Below are 20,181 nucleotides of genomic sequence, written 5' to 3'. Positions count from 1 at the left end.
CCAACTCCCGAATATGTTTTGATCAAGGCTTACGCGCGATCAGAACGCCGTTGGCGCCTGGCCCCTCGAAAGCGGTGACCCCTTCCGGGTGTAGACCCGCTTCGCTGAGCCACGTGGAATATTCGGCGGCGGTGTAATTGCGCCCCCAGGTTTCGACGAGCATGTTGAAGCTCATCAATGCCGCGAGTGGCGGGCCCGCCTTGTCATCGGCGACGAAGGACTCGCAGATGAGAAGGCGGCCTCCGGGGGGAATCGCGTCGGCGCACACCCGGATGATCCGCAGCACATCGGCCTCATCCCAGTCGTGCAGGATGTTCGACAGCAGCAGGGCGTCGTGGCCGGTCGGCAGGGTGTCGGCGAAGAAGTCCCCGCCGGCCAGGCCGATCCGGCCTTCCAGCCCGGCCCGGGCGATGCGCGGCCGGGTGAGGTCGCACACGAAGGGCAGGTCGAAGACGGTCACCTGCAGGTCGAAGTAGCGGCGGCACAGTTCGATCCCGAACGCTGCGCCACCGCCGCCGACATCGAGCAGCCGGTTGATGGCCCGAAAGTCGAAGGCGTCGGCGAGGAGGCGGGCGGTGTTGGCCGACAGAGAGTACATACCCTCCCAGAAGTATTCGGCGACCGCGGGGTCGAACAGCGACTCTTGGAGTTCGACGTCCCAGGTGGCGGGATGGTTGCCGCGCAGCGAATCCGCGAGTTTGAGATAAGCGGGGTATTCGTGACGGTCCACGACCATGACCCAGTCGCCAAAGTAATAGGGTCGACCCCGGACGAGGTACTCCTCGGACATCTGGGTGTTGCTGTAGAAACCCTCGGCGTCCCGGCGCAGTAGCCCCAACGCCGTGCAGGCCGTCAGCAACAATTCGGCAGGCCGTAGCGCGATGCGGTGGCGGTCGGCAAAGGTGGTCGTGGTGGTGCGGCCACCGTTGGACAACTCGGTGAACACATCGAGTTCGGTGGCCATTGCCAGTGCCTTGAAGGCATAGACCCCGGAAGTCAGTTCCATCAGGGTGACCGGGCCAACCGATGGACTCATGTCGAGGCTCCGCTGGTGTCGTCATGCTTGCGGGCGAGAGTCAACCCATCGGCGATGGGCAATAGGACGGCATCCATACGCGAGTCGGCGCGGACATGGTCGTTGAAAGCGCGGATGGCCGCCGCGTTGCCGACTACCCGCGGGTCGGCGACCGTGCCGCCGTAGAGGACGTTGTCGACGGCGAGCACCCCGCCCGGTACCAATCGGGGCACCAGCAGGTCCCAGTAGCCGATGTAGCCGGGTTTGTCGGCGTCGATGAACGCCAGGTCGACGACGGGCTCCTCGGGCAGGGACGCCAGCGTCTCGGCGGCCGGGCGCAGGTGCACCTCGATCCGGTCCGCCAGGTCGGCCTGCCGCCATGCCTGCTGGGCGATACTCGTCCATTCAGCGGAGAGGTCACAGGTCAGGACCCGGCCGCCGGTGGCCAGCCCGCGGGCCAGGCAGAGCGTTGAGTAACCGGTGAACGTCCCAACCTCGACGATCAGCCGGGCACGCACTAACCGGGCGAGCAGGGTGAGCAGTGCGCCCTGCTCGGGCGGGATCTGCATTTCTGCCACGCTGCCGAGTTCCTGGGTACGCCCGATCAACCACTGGGCGACACCGTCGGGCGGCAACCCGTGATCGACTATGTAGGCGTGAAGTTCGTCGGTCAGTTCGACATCTTTGGAAGCGCCCATGGGCTCTCCCTCATCACGATCAAAAGGCGCTTTCTCAGCAGGGCCAGCGCACCTTGCTCAAGGGCGGTGATGTTCTCGCGCTTCGCGCCGGCGACCGCTGCGGACAACGGGGGGCCGTCGTAGTAGAGCCCGCAGGACTCAACATCGGACACCACCTTGAGTAGCCAGTGCATGAACTGCGCCCGGAGAGCGTGCTCGCACACTGGACCTCGCTCGGTGTCGAAGAACCGGTCGTACAGATCGAACTCTTCATAAGAAGGTGCGCGCCCCGCGGGGCGCCCGGTCTGCTGGAGCAGCGACCCGCCCTCCGGTACAAGCCTTTCCGCCACCGCGGCGTGCACATGTACGTTCACTCGTCGAGCCAGTCGCAGGTCCGGACGATCGTCCGCCGCCTGTTTGAGGGCCTGAGGGATTCCCTGATGGTCAGGTGCCCATTCTCCGCTGAAAGCCGGGTGCCAGCGCATCATTCGCGAACGAATCCGCTGTTCGTAGACAGAAGGTGAGCAACTCCCGGTATAGAGGAGGAGAACCGAATACAGGTCCAGCAGCGCGATCAGCTCCGATGTGGGCGCAGCCCGGGCCAGCGCCGAGCGCAGCGCGCGCCAGCCGAGAAAAGCGGTTTGGTGGCCAGTGATCCACCGATACCACGCCAGGTCCGCCAGCCGGACGGGCGGCACCAGTATCTCCACGGGCAGCCCCAGCTCTACCGCCACGGATAGACCTTCTAACCGGGCGGCCCATTCCACGGCCGGACACTCCGGTACGCCCGGCCTGCAATCGGCCTCGCCTTGCCACGGCTCCGGCAACCGCAAGATCTCTAGCCGTCCCCATACGGTGGAGGGTTCCGAGGGGCAGGGAATCTGAACCAATGGCTGCATATGATCACCCCCTAGTGGCACCGCACGCTACATGCTCGACAAGCAACGTCGGACGCGCGGCCAAGTGATCTTCCTGTCAGATTTCGATCATCTGCCAAATTCGTGACACCTCACTTCCTACCCACCTGGACACTATGTTTCCTTACTATTTGGTTATTTTCGTGTTGCGACCCCAAAGGAGCCGGTGCCACCTCTTGCGTGATCGACTATTGCCGATCGCTTCTTGCCTGCAAGAAATTGACCATATTTCGATTCCGTCCAGCCTATTCGTCACCGATTTGCTGCTCGGCGAATCAGGCGCTGGCGCGGAGTCCGCGAAGCGATCACGGAAGGCGCACATCGGTGTGTTCGTACGGGAGCTGACCGAGCGGCCCAGGCCGCCGCGGCGGATCTTGCGGTGGGCGTCAGTGCGGCCTGGTGCCCGGCTGACGAATCTGGCGTGGATCCCCGCCGAGCAGCGGTGAAACGCCGTCCTGGCGTTCGCGGCCGAAGAGCGGATCCGTAACCGCGTCATGCTCGCCCTGGCCTACGACGCCGCGCCGCGAGGAGCCGTGCTCGCTGCGCACTGACGACCTGAATCCCGCGCACCCCTGCGGAGCTGCTCGCGCACGCCGTGGGGTCAGGAGGCGGGACTGATGAGGCGTCAACGACGCCTACTCGCGCCTCGGCGACGAGCCTGGCCGCCGCCATCACCGCGGGCTGCCGCTGGCGCAGACCCTCGCAGTGAGTCACCTCCGCTGCTTGTGCGACCCGCAGAGACCACGTCCGGCAGTTCGGGGTGCGGCAGAGGCTCGCCGCCGCACGGCCCCCGGCGACGAGGGCGGGCGGTGGCCAGGCCACCAGTTCCAGTGGCCGAGGACCTGCATCAGCGCGGGGGTTAGCGCGAGCCTGACCAAGGTGGCCTCGATGGCGATGGCGATGGCCACGCCGAGGCCGAACTGGCGGATCTCGCTGATCCCGGACAGGAGCGTCCCGGACGCGACGACGATCATGATGAGCGCGGCGAGGAGGATTGGCCGCGCGGTGCGCTGCAACGCGGCGGCGACCGCCTGGGTGTTGTCACCGGTCGCCAGGTAGATCTCCTGGACGCGCCGGACCAGGAACATCTGGTAGTCGAGGGACAACGCAAACAAGATCACGAACATCGCCAGTGGCAGGTAGGGCTGGACGTAGCCGTCCCTCCCCCACTGGAAGACCATGACCAGCACGCCGTAAGTGGCGACCACGGTGACCAGGCTCAGCACCACGGTCTTGATCGCGAGCAGGACGCTGCGCAGAGCGATCCCGAGCAGCAATAACGCACCAATGATGACGACGGTGACCACCCAGGGAAGCTTGGCGGCGAACTCGGCGTGGAAGTCGACGAGGACGGCGGTCGGCCCGCCCACGAGGGCCGGGCTTCCCAGCTTCGGGACGATGTCGGCGCGGATGCGCCGAACCAGGTCGGCGGTACGCGCCGAATCGATCGCGGTGCGCGGGACGGCCAGCACCGCGGTGTGGTCCTGGTAGGTGACGTACATCGCGGCGGCCACCTGCGAGTCGGCGCGGAGCGCCGTGAGGGCCGGCCTGGCCGCCGCCGGCCCGGTGACAACGATCACATAACCGGACGCCCCGGCGAAGGAGTCCCGCTCCAGGATCTCCAGCGCCCGGCCGCTGGGGGTGCCGGTGATCGCGGCGCGCTGGAAGTCGGCCCCGGTACGCAGGCCGAGCGCGGGCGCGGCGCAGGCCAGCAGGACGAGCGTGATGATCACGATGTAGGGCCAGGGATGGCGCATCAGGTGGCGAGCCCACCGGGCCCAGCCTCCCGCCTCGCCCATGGCAGCCCCCGACGCCCGGCGGTAACCCGGCATCCGGCCCTTGTCCAGCACTGGGGTGGCGACGACCAGGAGCGCGGGGAGGAGCGTGATGGAGGCCGCCATCGCGACCACCACGACCACGATCACGGTGAGCGCGAATTCGTGGTAGGCCGGGACTCGGACCAGGAACTGGGTCGTGGCCAGCACACCCACGACGCCGCCGGACACGTAAACGGTCTTCCCGGCGGTCGTCACGGCGACCCCGGCCGCGGCCATCCGGTCGCCGCCGTTCCGTAGTTCCTCGCGATACCGGCTGACGATGAGCAACGCGTAGTCGGTCCCGATCGCCAGGCCGATCAAGCTGACGAACATCAGCAGGAAGCCGTCGAACAGGAAGATCGAAGACGCCATGGCGAAGACCCCGAAGGTCGCCAGGAGCGTCGCGCCCGCTGTCAGGAGCGTCACGATGGCCGCTCCCAAGGTGCCGAGACCGAGCGCCAGCACGGCGAGTGCCAGGATGAGGGCCACCGCTTCGATGACTTTCAGCTCGGCGAGTTCCTTCTCGCGCAGGTCGTGGTAGAAGGAGGTTCTGCCGACGAGGTACGCGCTGATCTGACCGTCCGACGCGGCGCGGGCGGCACGTTCGACGGCGGCTCGCTGAGCAGGCAGCCGCTCCATCAGCTCACGATCGGTCCCGTGCAGTGTGACGAAGGCATAGCCGTTGCGCGGGTCACGGTACGGAAAGGAGATCTGGAACAGGTTCTGGCCGGGCGGCGGCAGGGTGAACACCGAGGCCACCCCGTGCCGCCGAGCGAGCGATCTGGTGGTTGCCGAAAGCACCCGCCGATACTCAGGGTCCGTGCGGGGCAGGCCCGCGGATCGAAGGACCAGCAGTGCCTGGTCGTTGCCGAGCATCGGGATCCTCTCGCCGACCGTTCGCTCGACCCGCGCGGACTCCGAGCCGCTGACCCCGACGCTCGACGGTGCCGGCGCGGACAGCAGGCCGGGCAGTATCACCGCGGCCAGCACCAGGATCAGCGACCATCCGGCGATTGTCGTGCGGCGGCGGCGGGCGGCGGCCATGCCGCATCGTGCGAGGAACTGCCCCATGCGCTACTCCAGGGGTCGACGGGCAGCGGGCGGGATCCGGATTGGATCCCGCCCGCTTGGACAAGGCCCTTCACCGCGGCCGGACGGGCGCGGTGATCAGGCCTCCGCCGGGCACTCCGCCTCGCGGTGGCCCGGCCGATACCGCCGGCCGGGTGGGGCGTTGGGTAGAGAGATCACGGAGCTGAGACGATGGCGAAGCTGCCGGTGGCGGTGCCTTCGGTGACTCCGCCCGACAGGCAGTCCGACAGGTCGGCGGCGACGCCGGTGATGAGGGGAACGACCGTCCCGTTGGAGAACAGCCCGCTGCTGACCGATCCGCTGGCGCTGCCGGTGATGCCACCGGTCAGGTCGACCGTGTAGCTGAAAGTCCCGGATATCACGGACGTGCCGACCGTGCCTCCTGCCGTGTTCTTCCAGGTGACGGAGACATCGTCGGACCAAGAGCCCGATCCGCCGTTCGGTGCGCAGCTCGCGCTGCCGTCGGCGGAGTTCACCGTGCCGGACGCCCTGGTAATCGTCGGCTGCGTCGGCGACAAGCACCCGGTGGCCGTTCCGTTGCCGTTCGCGTTGATGTCACGGACCTCGTCGTCGATACCCGGGCTGAAGTCACCGTGCAACGCCATCGCGGTGCAGGTGATGAGGCTGACGTCGGAGTTGGCCGCGGGTTGGTGCAGGGCGGTGGCGCCGACAGCCGCCAGCACCAGGGTCAGCGACGCGAGCACGGGGCGCGGCACCCGGACGCCTCGCCCGGGAAGCAGAAACATTGATTTCCTCCTTTTCTCCGCGGAGGTCCGCGGCACCGGTCGACCGGAACTCGAAACGCCTTCTGTCGGCACCCGAAATGACGCTCGTCATGAGATCGGGCAAGCCGACGTTGACTTACGATCGATCGGCTCCGCGCAGATTAGGCCAATGTTATTCCGGCCTTAGGATGAGGGGTGGTTGTGCCATCTGCTTCCTATCACCCCGACCAAGCCCTGAGAAGGACGCTACGCCACCAATAAGTTCTTTGCATTTTCACATTCACCCTTTGAGCTGCGACGACATGGCCGATCGGCGAATCTGGTTAGTCAATACTAACTGCCGGGTTCACCTCGACTTTCAGCCTCTGCGCCGAATTTTGATTCTTTGTGACGACACTCTTGACATCCCCTGCACGCTGAGCTTCTGTTGGATTCTGCCGCCGAACGAAAGGAGGCGCGACATGTTCGTCATGTCGCGTTTCGCCTGACTTCCTCGGTCGCGGCTGGAGATCGATTAATTTTGGAGATCGATAAATGCGGGTCGCTTCGAACCTCGATCTGCGTGCCGGCGACGTTGACCGGCTGACAAAGTGGGCCGCCGCGGACGACGCGCTGGCGAAACGCGCGCGCATCATCCTGCTGGCCGCGAACGGCCTGCCCAACAAGGAAATCGCCGAACGGACCGGTGTGACGCAGCCGACCGTACGGCACTGGCGCAGGCGTTACGAGACCGCCGGACTCGCCGGCCTGGCGGACACGCCGCGCAGCGGCCGGCCGCTGTCGGTGGACGAGATCCAGGTTCTGCTGTCAACACTCGCGGCTGCGGACGCGGCGCCGGTCACGGCCCGGTCGATCGCCGCTGACCTGGGCTATTGCCCGACCACGGTGCGCAACGTGTGGCGCAGGTGGGAGCTGCGGCCCCATGACGGCCGGGCATCGCGGCTCGTCGTGGCGGGGCTGTGTCTCGGGCTGCCGGTGGCCATGATCGTGCTGGCGGTGGATCCGCCGGCGAGAACCGACGTGTGGCCGTACGACCCGATGCACGCGATACCAGCGGTACGACGGGCGGTCGATGGCGGATGGTGGCCAGGGCCGGTGCTGTCGTTTCTCACCAACGTCGTCTGCACCCAGAGCGGGCTGCGGCTGCATGCGGTGTGGAACGGCGACCCCGGCTGGCACACGCCCGAACTGCGGAACTGGCTGTCCGGACCGGAAGGCGATGCGGTGGTGCCGCATCCCGCCCTGGCCGCCTACTCATGTCTGGATCTGGTCCGGGCGTTCTCATCGTTCATCGATGCCCACCCGGAACGGTTGGCGGGGCCGGTCGACGCACCGATCCATACGATGCACGGGTTCATCGCCAAGCCGGAGCGGGTGCCAGGCTCGATCACCTGGATCGGCATCGAGCCGGCCAGCCGGATGCGCGGAGCGGACTGATGGCCGGCCGCACCTCCGCCAGAGCACCGGTACTCGCCGGGGCCGGTCTGGTGAAACGCATCCAGCCGGTGAGCGGTGCGGCGCCGCGCACTTCCGCGTTCGCGTTCGAGGACTCGCCCCCCGCTGTCGTCCGCTGCTCGGCCAGCGGTCTGCACGCCGGACCTGATGGCCGACTGGCACGGCGGACGCCCCGGGACGAGGCGGTGCTGACCGCCCGGGTCCCGGTGGCGGACGACGTCACGGTGGACGCCGACAGCGATGGTCACCCCGAAAACCGCCCGCTCGGGTCCGTGCTCCCGGCAATTCTCACGCTGGGTGACGAGCTCGCGGGCCACCCGGCAGCTTGGAGCCGCCGCGCATCGGTGCCACAGGCGGGATCGGCACCCCGGCGTCGGCGGCGCACCGACGTCACCGAGATGCGCCTTCGGCGGACATTGTTCGGACTCGGAGTCAAGGTTCAGGTTTCTGGGTCGGAGCTCTGGGCCCCCGACCATTGGAAGGGAATGGGTATGCACGCGGACGGGTTCGGAGAGCGGGCGGTCGCGATCGTCGGCGTCGGGTTGCGGCTGCCGGGCGGGATCACCGACCTGGAGCGGCTGTGGACGGCCCTGGAAGCGGGTCGTCATCTGGTGGGGCGGGTGCCGCCGGACCGCTTCGAGGTAGGGCGGTTCGTCGATGAGGCTATGCCGCGGCCGGGCAAGAGCTATTCCGCCGCCGGCGGGTTCCTGGAGGACCTGACGGGTTTCGACGCCGACTATTTCGGGATCTCCCCGAAGGAGGCGGCGCATGTGGACCCGCAGCAGCGGCTGCTGCTGGAGATGGCCGTCGAGGCCCTGGACGACGCGGGGATCGACCCGGCCCTCCTGGCCGGATCCGAGGCAGGGGTGTTCGTCGGGGTCTCCGACGGTTCCTACGGCGTGCTGGGCACGAAGACGCCGGGCTCGATGAACGCCTACTCGATGACCGGTGGCACGCTGTCAATCGCGGCGAACCGCCTGTCATACGTCTTCGACCTGCACGGGCCGAGCATGGCGATCGATACGGCGTGCTCGTCATCGCTGACGGCACTGGAGCGGGCCTGTCAGGAGCTGGCCTCGGGCGGCCGCAGCCGGGTGATGCTGGCGGGCGGGGTGCACGTCCTGCTGAATCCTTACGGGTACGTAGGGTTCTCGCAGGCGGCGATGTTGTCACGGTCGGGCCGGTGCGCGGCCTTCTCGGCCGGGGCCGACGGGTTCGTCCGGGCCGAGGGCGGCGCGGTCGTGGTGCTGAAGCGGCTGGCCGACGCGATCGCCGACGGGGACCGGGTGCACGGCGTGCTGGCCGGGTGGGGCGCCAACTGCGACGGCCGCACCAGAGGGCTGGCGCTGCCGAGTTCCGCGGCCCAGGAGGCGCTGCTGCGGCGGGTCTACCAGGAGGCCGGGGTCAATCCGGACCTGCTGGTGTACCTGGAGGCGCACGGGACCGGCACCCAGGCCGGTGACCCGGCCGAGTGCCGGGCGATCGGCCGGGCCCTCGGCCTGCGGCGCACCGGTGCAGGGCTGCCGATCGGATCGGTGAAGTCCAACCTGGGGCACCTGGAGCCCGCCTCGGGGATGGCGGGGCTGCTCAAGGCGCTCCTGGTGCTGCGGCACCGGCGGATCCCGGCGTCCCTGCACGCCGACCCACCCAACCCCGGCATCGACTTCGCGGGGCTGCGGCTGGACGTGGTCACCGTTCCCCGCCCCGTCGACGCCGGGTACGTCGGCGTGAGCTCGGCCGGGTTCGGCGGCGCCAACGCGCACGTCATCGTGGCGCCCCCGCCGGGTCGGCCCGAACCGGCGCAGCCGCGGGACGGCCTCCTGCCGGTGATGGTGTCGGCGCGATCGCCGGAGGCGCTGACCGCGGCGGCCCGGCGAATGGCCGAGCGGCTTGACGGCACGCCGCCGGAGGAGTTCTACGACGTCGCCTACACCTCCTGCATGCGGCGGGGCGGGCATCCCTACAGGCGCGCCGTTCTGGCCCGCGACCCCGCCCGCGCCGCCGAGCGGCTGGCCGCCGACACCGCCGTCCCCCGGCGGGCGGCCGACCGCGGCCGGGTGGGGCTGGTGTTCAGCGGCAACGGTTCACAGTGGGCCGGGATGGGGACCGACCTGCTGAGCGCCGATGAGGTGTTCCGTGACGCGGTGACGCGCGTGGACGCCGCGCTCGTCCCCTGCCTGGGTTGGTCGGTGGCCGATCAGATGGCGGCACCCGCCGGGCAATGGCGGTTGTCGGCCACGGAGGTGGCCCAGCCGCTGCTGTTCGCAGTACAGGTCGGCCTGACCGAGATGTTGCGCGTCCGCGGTGTCCGGCCTGCCGCAGCCGTGGGGCACAGCGTCGGTGAGATCGCCGCGGCCTGGGCGACCGGTGCGCTGACCTTGGAGGACGCGGCCCGGGTCGTCGCAGCGCGCAGCCGGGCGCAGGCGCCGACGGCCGGGGCGGGCCGGATGGCCGCGGTCGGCCTGCCTCGCGTCGAGGCCGAGCGCCTTCTGGCCGGATACAAGGGGCTGGAGTTGGCCGCGGTCAACAGCGACCGCGACGTCACGGTCGCCGGGCCCCAGGACCAGCTTCTGCGCTTCGCCGAGGACCTGGTGCAGGAGAAGGCGCACGTCAGGGCGCTGGAGCTGGATTACGCCTTCCACACCGCTGCGATGGACCCGATCGAGGAGCCACTGATGGAGGCGCTGGCCGGGCTGCGCGCCTCGACGCCGCGGATTCCGCTCGCGTCCACGGTCGGCGGTGACCTGGTGACCGGCCCGGACCTGGACGCGGGGCACTGGTGGCGGAATGTGCGCGAGCCGGTCCTGTTCGCCCCCGCTGTCGAACGGCTCCTCGCCGCGGGCGTCGAGGTGCTGGTGGAGGTCGGCCCCGAACCGGTGCTCGGAGGCTACCTGTGCCGCATCGCCGCCGGGCCCGTGGTGACGACCTTGCGTCGCGACGCCGACGGACCGGAGGCCGTGGAGCGGGCCACGGCCGCCGTGATGGCGGCGGGTGCGGAGATCGACTGGACGGCGTTCTTTCCACGTCCGGGCCGGGTCGTGACCCTGCCCGCGTATCCGTGGCAGCGCGAACGGCTATGGGCCAGGAGTCCGCTGTCGTGGGTGTGGTCCAGCGGTGACGGCCGCCTGGATCACCCGCTGCTGGGCGAGCGGCTACCCGCCGCCGGGCCCTCCTGGCAGGGGCCAATCGAGCCCGCGCTGGTGCCATGGCTGGCCGACCACCGCATCGCCGGGGTGGTGGTGTACCCGGGCGCCGCCTACGTGGAGATGGCGCTGGCGGCCGGCCGGCGCGCGCTCGGCGGCCCGGTGGAGATCAACCGGCTGGAGCTGACCCGGATGCTGGTGGTCGACTGGGCCGAAGCGACCGGCGTGCGGCTGCAGACCTGCGTGGCCGAACGGGACGGCGCGGTCGACATCACCAGCACCGACACCGTGGCCGGAGCGCCCCGGCGGCACGCTCGCGGGCGGGTTCGCGCGCTACTGGCCCCCGCTCCCGAGCCGATCGACGTCGCGAGCCTGCGGGAGCGCTGCGGGCGGCACGTTGACCGGCACGAGCACCACCGGATGTGCGAGCGGGGCGGGTTCGGCTACGGCCCGGCATTCCAGGTCCTGGAGGAACTCCGGGTCGGTGCCGGGGAGGTGCTGGCCGGTTACCGGTACGACGGGCCGACCGATGGCTTCGAGGTCCATCCCGCGCTCCTCGACGGCGCCTTGCAGGCAGGGATGCCGCTGGCGGCCGAGAACGCGGAGCCCCACGTGCCGGCGGCGTTCGATGCCGTACGGATCTGGCGGCCCCCCTCACCACGGGGACTGGTGCACGTACGCGACCGCACCCGTACGGCTGACGAGGTGTGCTGGGACGTCACCGTCACCGATCCCGACGGCGCCGTGGCGATCGAGCTGGAGGGGGTACGGCTGCGGCGGACCGGCGGACGGGCGGACGACGCCGTGACCCACTACCACACGGTGATGCGCGCCGCCCCGTACCCCGACCGGCCCGCCGGCCCGAGCCCGCTGCCGGCTCCCGCGCAGATCGAGACGGGCGCGGCCGCACGGATCGACCGGCTCCGGCGAGACTGGCACGGGCAGGGCTATGACGGGATTGCGCACCGTCTCCTTCGGGTGGCCGCCCACTCCGCCACCGAGACGATCATCGCTCGGCTGGACGGCCGGGCGGCCGAGTTCACCGTGGCCGACCTGCTCACCCCCGGAGCGGCGCCCTGGCACGCCAAGTGGTACGAGCTGATGCTGCCGCTGCTGGAACGGCACGGCCTGGCCGTTCCGGCCTCCGGCGGCCGGTGGCGGCTGGTCTCCGCCGACGTGCGCGGGTACGACGCGGACGTCCCGCCTAACGGCGCCTTCCTTGCGCTGAGCGCGCACATGACGCGGAACCTGCCGGCGGTGCTGCGCGGGGAATGCGACCCGGTGCGGATGCTGGTGGAGGGCGGCGGCGAGGAACTGCTGCAGCAGTTCTACGACATCGACCCGGTATGCCGGTTCCACAACCGCATCGCCCAGGCCCTCCTGGAACAGATCGTGGCGGCCTGGCCCGCTGACCGGCCGCTGCGAATCCTGGAGGTAGGGGCGGGCACCGGCGGCATGACCGCGGCCCTCCTGCCGCTGCTCCCCGCCGAGCGCACGCGCTACACCTACACCGATGTCTCCTCGTACTTCTTCACCGGGGCCCGGCAGCGCTTCGCCGTGTACGACTTCGTCGACTACCGCACCTTGGACCTCGACGCCGACCCGGCGGAGCAGGGCCTCCCGCCGGGTGGCTTCGACCTGGTGGTGGCCGGCAACGCCCTGCACACCGGCAAGGACATCCGCGCCACGCTGCGGCACACGGCCGCGCTGCTGGCACCGCGCGGTCACCTGCTGGCGTACGAGCACCACAACCCGTGGCTGCTGGCGCCGATCTTCGGCGCCCTGGACGGCTTCTGGGCCGCGGACAGCGACCCCGACCGGCCCGCCACCATGCTGATCGACCGCGATCGGTGGCCGGGGCTGCTGCGCGAGTGCGGCTTCCCCGAGAGCGTCCAGACCGGCGACGACCGGGAGCCCGGCGCAAGTGACGCGTCGGTATTCCTCGCCCGCACCACACCCGCCGACCCGAGCCCGCCGGACCTGCTTCCGGCAACGCGCGGCCTGCACATCGTCGCGGCGGAGACCGACGCCGAACTGCCACTGGCGGAGGCCACCGCCGCGCTGCTCGCCGCCGCCAGCGCGACGGTGCAAGCGGTGCGGGCCTCCGCTCTGCGGCTCCGCGCCGACGGGCACGAGGATGTGACGGTCACGCTGCTGCTCGGCGAGCCACCCCAGGACGCCGACGCTGCCGCGCTGACCGTGCGGCGTGCAGCGATCCTGCGCACCATCGTCTCGGCCGGCCGCCGGATACCCGAGGCGGTGCGGTGTTCGCTGGTGGTGGTGACCCGTCCCAGCGGCGCTCTGCCCGCGCCCGAGAAACCGCAGGTAACGGCGGACGCGGCGGCGTGGGGAATCGCGCGGACCGTGGCCAACGAGCACACCGCATTGAACGTGCGGCGGATCAGCCTGGAACGCACCGGGACCGGCGACGCCCGGCGGCTTGCGCTGGAGCTGCTCGCCGTAGGCGACGAGGACGAGATCGCCCTGACCGCGGGCGGCCGCTTCGTGCCCCGCGAGGTCCGGCGCCCGGCGGACACGGCCCCGGCGGCGGACGGGGACACCTACCGACTCGACGTGCGCGACAAGGGGCTGTCCTACCGCCTGGCCTGGGTGCCGGCCGATCCACCGCCCGACCCGCCCGCGCCCGGCGGGATCGCCGTCGCCGTGCGCGCCGTCGCGTTGAACTACCGCGACATCGTGCAGGCCACCGGGCGGCTGCCCGCCTGGGCCGTCGAGGGCGGCGGCATCGGGCTCGACTTCGCGGGGGTCGTCACGGCGGTCGGTCCCGGCGTCCGGCAGTTCGCGGCCGGGGATCGGGTGTTCGGCATCGCGCCCGACGCGCTGGCCTCCCATGTCGTCACGGACGCACGGGCGGCCGCCCCGATCCCCGAGGGGATGGGCTTCGCCGAGGCGGCCACGATTCCGCTGGCGTTCGCGACCGTGCACCGCGCCCTGCACACGGTGGCGCGGCTGCGGCGCGGCGAGACGGTGCTGGTGCACGGCGGCGCCGGGGGCGTCGGGCTGGCAACCCTGCAATACGCCCACGACCTCGGCGCCCGCGTCATCGCCACGGCAGGCACTGAGGCCAAGCGCGACCTGCTACGCGCCCTGGGCGCTGAGCACGTGTTCAACTCGCGCACTCTGGATTTCGTCCCCGCCGTCATGAGCGTCACCGAGGGCCGCGGCGTCGACGTGGTGGTCAACTCGCTCGCCGGGCAGGGGCTGATCCGCGGTCTGGACCTGCTGGCCCCCGGCGGCCGGTTCATCGAGCTGGGCAAGCGCGACATCCTCGAAGACACCCCCGTGCCCCTTCGTCCCTTCAGCGGCAACATCACCATGTCCACGGTCGACATCGGTGCGCTGCTGGCCGACCCCGCAATCGCTGCGGACTTGTTAGCCGAGGTCATCGAGCGGGTTCGCGCGGGGAGATATCGGCCCCTTCCCTATGGTGTCTTCCCCGCCGCCCGAGTCGCCGAGGCGTTCGCGCATATGCAGCATTCGCGGCATGTCGGCAAGGTGGTCGTCTCCTTGGACGGACTCGATGGGCCCGTCCAAGTGGAGCGGCGGCCCGCACCGCTCGCCCTGGATCCCAGCGGCACTTACCTGGTCACCGGAGGGCTGAGCGGGTTCGGCGCCGCCACCGCCCGGCACCTGGCCGACCGGGGCGCCCGCCACCTCGCGCTGGTCTCGCGCCGCGGCCCCGACGCCCCCGAGGCGCCCGCGCTGCTGGCCGCGCTGAAGACCGGGGCGTGCGGGCCACCGCGTACGCCGCCGACTGCGCGGACCCGGACGCGATGGCGCGCATCGCCGACCGGCTCGCCGAGGGCGGGCACCCGCTGCGGGGCGTGCTGCACGCGGCCATGCACCTCGACGACGAGGAGCTGACCGAACTGACCGACGAGCGGCTGACCGCCGTGCTGGCGCCCAAGATGGCCGGCGGCATGGTCCTCGACGGTCTGACCCGGGACGTGGACATGTTCTGCATGTACTCATCGGCGACGGCCACCGTCGGCAACATCCGCCAAGCCGGTTACGTCGCCGGGAACCTGTTCTTGGAGGCGCTGGTCCGCCGACGCCGCCGGGAGAGCGCCGCCGGGCTGGCCGTGGCCTGGGGAGTCATCGGCGACGCGGGTTATGTCGCCCGTAACGACCTGGGCGGCCTTCTGGATTCGGTCGGGTTCGAGACGATCGGCTCCGCCGAGGCCCTCGCCGCGCTGGACGAACTGCTGGCAGCCGACGCCGACGTCACCGCCGTCGGCCGCTTCGCCTGGACGCGAGCGGGACGGTTCTACCGCACCGCGAGGGCACCGCGCCTCGGCGCGCTCGTCTCGGCCGGCGAGGACCCCGACCAGACCGCCGACGAACTGCGGACCCTGCTGGCCGCCCTGCCTCCCACCGAGGCACTGACCGTCGTCGCCGAGCAGCTGGCCAAGGAGGTAGCCAAGGTCATGCACATCGACCCGGAACGGCTCGACCACCACCGCCGCCTGGACGACTACGGCCTGGACTCGCTCATGACAGCCGAGCTGATCACCTCGCTGAGCGGCCGCTTCGACGTGGAGATCTCCCCGATGGATCTGCTCAACAGCGGCGGAACCATCGCGGGCCTGGCCGAAGCCCTCCTGCTGTATCTCGGCATCTCCGATCGGAGGCGGTCGTGAGCACCATCCGCACGCGGCTGACGGCGGTCGCCGCCCACCTCCCGGAGCGCACGGTCACCACCGCCGAGCTGGAGGACCAGATAGCCGACCTCAACCCCGGCCTGGAGATCCCCCGCGGGCTGGTCGAACGGTTCAGCGGCGTCCGGCGCCGTCACCTGGCCCCGCTGACCGAGCGCCCCTCCGACCTGGCCGTCACCGCCGCCCGGAAGGTCCTCGACCGCACCGGCACGAGTCCCGACGGGGTCGACCTGCTCCTGTTCACCGGGGTGAGCATGGACGTGATCGAACCCGCCAACGCCAACCCGGTGGCGGCCAAGCTCGGCCTGTCGTGCCCGGTCTTCGACATCCGCAACGCCTGCAACAGCGTGTGCAACGCCATCGAGGTGGCCGACGCGTTCATCACCACCGGCCGCTACCGGACCGTCCTCATCGCCTGCGGCGAGATCAACACCATGTACATGGCACGGATCGTCGCCGACCGACGCGCCTTCGTCGACGTGGCCGCCGGGTACACCCTGTCGGACGCCGGTGCCGCGCTGCTCCTGGAGGCCGGCGCCGAGGCCGGTGTGCTGGCCTGTCGCTTCGCCGCGCACTCGCCCGCCTGGCAGGCCGCGACCATGCCGATCATCCATCGTCCCGGCGACATGCGCGTCGGCAACTTCGCCGTCGACGCGGTGGGGCTGACCGAGGGCGTACGGAGCATCGACCCGGACGGGTTCGTCAAGTTCCTCGCCGATCAGGGACTGACCTGGGACGACTTCGCCGTGATCTGCATTCACCAGGCGGCCCTGCCCGCGCTGTGGGCGGTGTGCGACCTCTACGCCATCCCCCGCGACAAGACCATCGTCACCATCGCCGACCACGGCAACGTCGCCGCCGCCACCCTTCCGCTGCAGCTGGCCATGGCCACCGCGTCCGGCCGCGTACGACGCGGTGACCTGGTCGCGTTCCTGGGACTGGCCAGCGGGTTCAGCGCCGGATTGATCGTGTTCCGATGGTGAGCCCCGGCACCGACGTCACCGCCCTGGTCGAGGGCCGGGTCCGAGACCACCCCGAGGCCATCGCCTGCCTGGACGCCGGGCGGCCGCCCGTCACCTACGCGGAGATGTCCGCGCTGGTCGACCGCGCCGCGTCGGCGCTGCAGCGGGCGGGCCTGGGCCCGGGCATCCGGACCGTCGTCCTGGTCCCGCCGGGGCGGGAACTGCTGACGCTGCTGCTGGCCGTGTTCCGGTTGCGCGCCGTGCCGGTGGTGGTCGATCCCGGGCTGCCGCCCGCCGCCGTCCGGGCCTGCCTGCGGGAGGCGGCTCCCGAGGCGTTCATCGGCGTCCCGCGCGCCCAGGCGGCACGGCTGCTGCTGGGGTGGGGCCGCGGCAGCGTCCGCATCGCGATCACGGCCGGCCGCCGGAAAGGGTTCGGCCGCGAGGGCCCGCCCGAGTGGGAGGCGCCCGGCCCCGGCGAGATGGCGCTGATCGGCTACACCTCCGGCTCGACAGGCGCTCCCAAGGGCGTGCCGCTGCGCTACCGGCACCTGGCCGCACAGTTCGATCTGTTCGAACACCTGGGCGTGTGGCGGCCCGGGGTCCCGGTCATGTCGACGTTCCCGCCGTTCATGCTCGTGGGCGTCGCGTTCGGGGCGACCGCGGTGATCCCCGAGATGGACCCGCGGCGTCCCGTCCATGCCGACCCCGCCGCCCTCGTCCGCGACATCCGGCGGCACGGGGTGGCGGGGCTGTTCGCGCCGCCGGCGCTGCTGGACCGGCTGGCGCGGCACTGCGCGGCCCGCGGCCCGGTGCTGGACTCGCTGGACGACGTGGCGACGGCGGGCGCACCGCTGGCCATGCCGGTGCTCGAACGCGTCCGCGGCTGCCTGCGGGAGGACGCGCGGGTGCTGTCGGTGTACGGGGCGACCGAGTGCATGCCGGTGGCCGCGATCGACGGCCGCGAGCTCGCCGCGACCGGCCCCGCGACCGCACGCGGGGCCGGGACCTGCCTGGGCGCGCCCCTGCCCGGCGTCGACGTCCGCGTCATCGGCATCAGCGACGAGCCCATCACCCGGTGGAACGAGGACCTGGCGGCGGCGCCGGGCACCATCGGCGAGATCACCGTCGCCTCGCCCGCCGTCAGCGACCCCTACCTGAATCGCCCGGGCGCGACGGAGCTGGCCCGGATCGCCGACGGGAACCGGACCTGGCACCGCATGGGCGACCTGGGCAGGCTCGACGAGCGGGGCCGGTTGTGGTTCGCCGGTCGCAGGTCCGAGCGGGTGCGCACGAGCGCGGGCGACCTGTACACCGACCAGGTCGAGCAGGTCTTCGCCTCGGTCCCGGGCGTACACCGGGTCGCGCTCGTCGAGGTCGGGCGCGAGCCGGTGCTCGTGGTGGAGCCCGAGCCCGGATCATCCCGCGCGCGGATCAAGGCCGCGATCCTGGCGGCCGACCCCTTCGGACTGCGCGACGTGCTGTTCCGCCGCCGGTTTCCCGTCGACGCACGGCACAACAGCAAGATCCGCCGCGATGAGCTGGCGGCCTGGGCCCGGCGGCGGCGATGAGGATCCTGGTCACCGGAGGGGGCGGCTTCCTCGGCGCGGCGATCTGCCGGGCGCTGGCGGCCCGCGGCGACACCGTGCACTCCCTGAGCCGCCGCCGCTACGCGGCCTTGGACGAGTTGGGCGTCACCCAGCACGTCGCCGACATCCGCGACCGCACGGCGGTGCTGGCCGCGGCGGACCAATGCGACGCCGTCGTGCACTGCGCCGCCAAGGCCGGGCTCGGCGGACGCCACGCGGAGTACGAGGAGATCAACGTGGACGGCACCCGCAACGTGCTCAGCGCCTGCGCCCATGTCGGCGCGCGGCTCGTCCACACGTCCTCGCCCAGCGTCGTCCACGACGGACGGGACCTGGAGGGGGTAGACGAGTCCGTGCCATACGCCCGCCGGTTCCTGGCCGCCTACCCGCGGACCAAGGCCACGGCCGAGCAACTGGTCCTGGCCGCCGCCGGAAACCCGATCCCCACGGTCGCGCTGCGGCCGCACCTGATCTGGGGCCCCGGCGACCCGCACTTCCTGCCCCGCCTCGCCGCGCGCCGCCATCGCCTGTGGCTGCTCGGCACGACCGACAAGCTGGTCGACACCGTCCACATCGACAACGCCGCCGACGCCCACCTGCTCGCACTGGACCGGCTGCGGCCCGGATCGCCCCTGTGCGGCCGGGCGTACTTCATCACCCAGGGCGAGCCCTGCGGTTTCGGCGAATGGGTGAACTCCCTGCTGGCCGCCGCCGGCCTCCCCGTGGTGACGCGGCGGCTACCGGTCGGGCCCGCCTGCGTGGCGGCCGGGCTCGTGGAGCTCGGCTGCCGCCTGCCGGGCCTGCGGCGCGAGCCGCCGCTGACGAGGTTCCTGGTGAACCAGGCCGCGACCGCGCACTGGTTCGACATCTCCGCCGCCCGCCGCGACCTCGGCTACCGGCCCCGGGTGAGCACGGCCGAGGGACTGGCGCGACTGTCAGAGGCCGTCCGATGACCCGGTTTCCCGGCTACCCTTTCGCCTCCCGCTGGTACTGCCGCGACGGGCTCCGGCAGCACTACATCGACGAGGGGGCCGGGCCGCCGGTCCTGTTCGTGCACGGCAATCCCTCCTGGAGCTACCTGTGGCGGCGGCCGGTCCTGGCGATGCGCGACCGATTTCGTTGCATCGCGCCCGACCACATCGGCATGGGCCTGTCCGACAAACCCGGCGAGGACCGTTACACCTACACCCTGGCCGCCCGCGTCGACGACCTAGACGCCCTGATCGAGTACCTCATCGCGGACCGGGGCGCGCCCGAGCGCGGCTGGACCCTGGCCATGCACGACTGGGGCGGCCCGATCGTCATGGCCTGGGCCGCCCGCCACCCCGAACGCGTCGCCCGCCTGGTCGTGTGCAACACCGCCGCCTTCCCCAACCCGTACGGCGAACGGGCCCGGCCCGTCCTGCGGCTGCCGTTGTGGGTGCTGCGCGAGACCCGGCTGGGGGAGCGACTGTTCCTGCGGCACAACGCCTTCGCGCGGCTGGCGACCCTCCCGCCGCTGGGCGTACGACGGCCGCTGCCGCGCGCGGTGCGCGCGTCCTTCCTGGCCCCCTACGACCGGCCCGAGCACCGCCGCGCGATCCAGCGCTTCGTGCAGGACATCCCGCTGCGGCCCGGCGACCGGGCCTGGCCGCTCCTGCACACAACGAGCGAGGCGCTGGCGCAGTTCGCGCACCTGCCGACGTTGATCGGATGGGGCCTGCGGGATCCGGTCTTCGACCAGGCGTTCCTGCGCGAATGGCAGCGCCGCTTCCCCGCCGCCCGCAGCCACGTCTACCGGGACGCCGGCCACTACCTGCTCGAAGACACCGGTGACCGGTTCCTGACCGCCCTGCGCGGCTTCCTCTGCGAATGAGCCCTCGACTCCGGCCTCAAGCGACGCGCCCACTATCGCGGTCAACGAGCCGAACAGGAAACTCAGCGGTTCCCCCGCTTCCCTACCCATTCGGCGCGTTCTCCGATACGGCGATCATTACCAGTCAACACATATTGACTCAAGGTAATTATCATGTTGCTACGCGGAGTGACTTTGCTTACCGCCGTCATGTTCGTGTTGGCATAGGGCATTTCGCCCGCATCTCGCCGGCCGCTGCATGAGGGAGCCGCAGCCTACGCC

The 20,181-nt window shown here is 71.0% G+C and carries 11 protein-coding genes and 1 pseudogene; 7 read left to right on the top strand and 5 right to left on the bottom strand.

Translation table 11 applies throughout. From position 1 onward, the window contains the following. Nucleotides 1-22: 22 nt before the first annotated feature. The 5 genes from ACH34T_RS03540 to ACH34T_RS03520 form a co-directional block, all read right to left on the bottom strand. Nucleotides 23-1,036: a methyltransferase gene (locus tag ACH34T_RS03540; RefSeq protein WP_395990473.1), complete on the bottom strand. Its 1,014-nt coding sequence runs from the start codon at nucleotides 1,034-1,036 to the stop codon at nucleotides 23-25. Next, nucleotides 1,033-1,713: an O-methyltransferase gene (locus tag ACH34T_RS03535; protein ID WP_395990472.1), complete on the bottom strand. Its 681-nt coding sequence runs from the start codon at nucleotides 1,711-1,713 to the stop codon at nucleotides 1,033-1,035. The genes ACH34T_RS03540 and ACH34T_RS03535 overlap by 4 nt, the downstream gene beginning before the upstream one ends. Further along, nucleotides 1,686-2,426 (bottom strand): hypothetical protein, encoded by a 741-nt coding sequence (locus tag ACH34T_RS03530; RefSeq protein WP_395990471.1) that lies wholly within the window; start codon nucleotides 2,424-2,426, stop codon nucleotides 1,686-1,688. Before ACH34T_RS03530 ends, ACH34T_RS03535 begins: the two co-directional genes overlap by 28 nt. An 893-nt stretch (nucleotides 2,427-3,319) precedes the next feature. Continuing rightward, nucleotides 3,320-5,497, bottom strand: coding sequence for an MMPL family transporter (locus ACH34T_RS03525; RefSeq protein ID WP_395990470.1), 2,178 nt, complete (start codon nucleotides 5,495-5,497; stop codon nucleotides 3,320-3,322). A 173-nt stretch (nucleotides 5,498-5,670) separates the two neighbouring features. After that, the gene (locus tag ACH34T_RS03520) at nucleotides 5,671-6,219 is read right to left on the bottom strand and encodes a hypothetical protein (protein WP_395990469.1); all 549 of its coding nucleotides are present in this window, start codon (nucleotides 6,217-6,219) and stop codon (nucleotides 5,671-5,673) included. A 555-nt stretch (nucleotides 6,220-6,774) separates the two neighbouring features. On the opposite strand from ACH34T_RS03520, the gene ACH34T_RS03515 reads away from it, so the two are divergent. From ACH34T_RS03515 to ACH34T_RS03485, 7 genes and pseudogenes are all read left to right on the top strand, one after another. Then, entirely contained in the window at nucleotides 6,775-7,677 is a 903-nt protein-coding gene (locus tag ACH34T_RS03515; protein ID WP_395990468.1) for a helix-turn-helix domain-containing protein, read from the top strand. Then, a pseudogene (locus ACH34T_RS03510) lies at nucleotides 7,677-14,899 on the top strand (SDR family NAD(P)-dependent oxidoreductase); the annotation flags it as partial. The gene ACH34T_RS03515 and the pseudogene ACH34T_RS03510, both read left to right, overlap by 1 nt. 42 nt (nucleotides 14,900-14,941) lie before the next feature. Beyond that, nucleotides 14,942-15,499, top strand: a complete 558-nt coding sequence (locus ACH34T_RS03505) for an acyl carrier protein (protein WP_395990854.1) — start codon at nucleotides 14,942-14,944, stop codon at nucleotides 15,497-15,499. Next, entirely contained in the window at nucleotides 15,496-16,500 is a 1,005-nt protein-coding gene (locus ACH34T_RS03500) for a 3-oxoacyl-ACP synthase III family protein (protein ID WP_395990467.1), read from the top strand. Before ACH34T_RS03505 ends, ACH34T_RS03500 begins: the two co-directional genes overlap by 4 nt. After that, complete coding sequence (locus tag ACH34T_RS03495; protein WP_395990466.1) at nucleotides 16,494-18,047, top strand: fatty acid CoA ligase family protein; 1,554 nt, start codon at nucleotides 16,494-16,496, stop codon at nucleotides 18,045-18,047. The genes ACH34T_RS03500 and ACH34T_RS03495 overlap by 7 nt, the downstream gene beginning before the upstream one ends. Then, a complete protein-coding gene (locus ACH34T_RS03490) occupies nucleotides 18,044-19,018 on the top strand; it encodes an NAD-dependent epimerase/dehydratase family protein (protein WP_395990465.1) in 975 nt (324 codons plus the stop codon). The genes ACH34T_RS03495 and ACH34T_RS03490 overlap by 4 nt, the downstream gene beginning before the upstream one ends. Beyond that, on the top strand, nucleotides 19,015-19,920 hold the full coding sequence (locus ACH34T_RS03485; protein ID WP_395990464.1) for an alpha/beta fold hydrolase: 906 nt from the start codon (nucleotides 19,015-19,017) through the stop codon (nucleotides 19,918-19,920). The genes ACH34T_RS03490 and ACH34T_RS03485 overlap by 4 nt, the downstream gene beginning before the upstream one ends. Nucleotides 19,921-20,181: the final 261 nt, after the last annotated feature.

It is taken from the genome of Actinomadura sp. 9N215 (genome assembly GCF_044326345.1).
GTDB lineage: Bacteria > Actinomycetota > Actinomycetes > Streptosporangiales > Streptosporangiaceae > Spirillospora.
This window is presented reverse-complemented; position numbering and strand designations above follow the sequence as displayed.

Bases quoted from the DNA above. Each gene is read 5' to 3' on its own strand.
- ACH34T_RS03490 (WP_395990465.1), top strand. From the start codon at position 18,044: ATGAGGATCCTGGTCACCGGAGGGGGCGGCTTCCTCGGCGCGGCGATC.
- ACH34T_RS03535 (WP_395990472.1), bottom strand. From the start codon at position 1,713: ATGGGCGCTTCCAAAGATGTCGAACTGACCGACGAACTTCACGCCTAC.
- ACH34T_RS03525 (WP_395990470.1), bottom strand. From the start codon at position 5,497: ATGGGGCAGTTCCTCGCACGATGCGGCATGGCCGCCGCCCGCCGCCGC.
- ACH34T_RS03515 (WP_395990468.1), top strand. From the start codon at position 6,775: ATGCGGGTCGCTTCGAACCTCGATCTGCGTGCCGGCGACGTTGACCGG.
- ACH34T_RS03485 (WP_395990464.1), top strand. From the start codon at position 19,015: ATGACCCGGTTTCCCGGCTACCCTTTCGCCTCCCGCTGGTACTGCCGC.
- ACH34T_RS03540 (WP_395990473.1), bottom strand. From the start codon at position 1,036: ATGAGTCCATCGGTTGGCCCGGTCACCCTGATGGAACTGACTTCCGGG.
- ACH34T_RS03495 (WP_395990466.1), top strand. From the start codon at position 16,494: ATGGTGAGCCCCGGCACCGACGTCACCGCCCTGGTCGAGGGCCGGGTC.